At 62.8% G+C, this 1,561-nt stretch carries 1 protein-coding gene; it reads right to left on the bottom strand.

All coding sequences use genetic code 11. The annotated features are described in order from the left end of the window. Window positions 1-1,547: condensation domain-containing protein (locus AB0L82_RS43635; RefSeq protein WP_364651604.1), on the bottom strand; the 1,547-nt coding region annotated here is incomplete at its 3' end. Window positions 1,548-1,561 lie beyond the last annotated feature (14 nt).

Genomic DNA, 1,561 nt, shown 5'->3' with positions numbered 1-1,561 from the left:
CTCAACACCCGAGACCACGCCGCGTGCAGCACGGTACTCATCGTCGAATCCAACTGCCGCACCACAGCATCCAACGCACGCGTCGTCGACTCCGGTATGAAGAAACGTTGCGATGCACAGAGCGGATCGGAATAGGCACCGATCGGGTCGATGATCGTCGGCTCCTCGAAGCCCGCGAATTTCGCCCGCCACACGGCACTCGAAACGTTCGCGTCCTGGTCGGATACCCAGGCCAGATAGTTCCGGTACGGCACCGGCGCGGCCAGGCTCTCGCCGCGATACGCGCCGAATATCTCCGCGAGGAGAATCGGCAACGACCAACCGTCGAGAACGATGTGATGCACGGTTACCACGAGGTGAAACTTGCCCGCGGCCACCCGGACCAGAGAAACCCGGAAGGGAGACTCTCGATCCAGATCGCAACTCGCGGTCCGATCATCCACCGCCAGCTGCCGCAAGCGGCGATCACGCTCGGCTTCGGGCACAACGGCAAGATCCATGAATCGCCAGGGCACCGCCGGCGATTTCACGACGACCTGCACCGGACGGAGGAACTGCCGGTAGACGAATCGCGCGTTCAGCTGCGGGTGCCGATTCGCCACAGATTGCACCGCGGCACGAAGGCCTTCCACATCCAGCTCACCCACCAGACTCAAATCCAGCTGGGTGGCATAAAGATCGGAACTGCCGTCCCCGTATGCGGCGTGAAAGAGCAGCCCTTCCTGCAAGGGAGCCAACGGCAAGATGTCGGCGACATCGAACATCGACTCCAGCTCATCGATCTGCGATTGGCGGAAATCTCGGACCAGCAGATCAGCGGGCACCAGCCCACTGCCGCCCTGCCGCGCGTATCGGCATATTCCTTCGACCGCCGCGAACCACAGACCAACGATGGACTCGATCTCGCGACGATCCATCTTCGCCGCCGCGAAAGCCACGGCGGCTTGCAGCCGCGCACCGATCTCGGTATCCACCGCGGCGGCATTGATCTCGACAGTGTGTAGAAGCGTCATATCCGCGGCGGCTGCCAACTCCACTGGCAAGCCCCGCACCTGCCAGGCGGCGAAATCCACGCCCGGGGTTGCCTTTTCGCCCGTCCAATCATCCAGTGCGTGAGACCTGCCGTGATAGTTGAACCCAACCTGCGGATCGCCGACATCGAGCACGGCTTCGTTTCGCACATACCGGAGCAATCCGAACGTCACGCCTTCGGGCGTCACCCGCAACTGCTGCTTGAGGTCTTTGACGACAGCTCCCAGCGCAGCGCCGTCTCCAGCGATCTCGACCCAATCCACGTTCGGCATACGCAGCGATACAGGATATTTCGCGGTGAACCAGCCCACCGTCCGCGACAGATCCACATCATCGCCGAGCCGCTCCACGCGACCGTGGGACTCCACATCGATCGCGACAGCCGAACGATGCCCGGCATGTTCGGCCAGCGCCAAAGCCAAAGCGGTCAGCAAGATCTCGTTCACGCCCATACCCAGGCGAGCAGGCACGTCACCCAGCAGCATTGCCGTCACATCGGTTCCCAGCGCGGCCACGTAATGCTCGGCGG

The sequence above is a fragment of the Nocardia sp. NPDC052001 genome (assembly GCF_040680615.1).
Taxonomy (GTDB): domain Bacteria; phylum Actinomycetota; class Actinomycetes; order Mycobacteriales; family Mycobacteriaceae; genus Nocardia.
The sequence above is the reverse complement of the archived record's forward strand: the minus strand, read 5'-3'. Positions and strand labels throughout refer to the sequence as shown.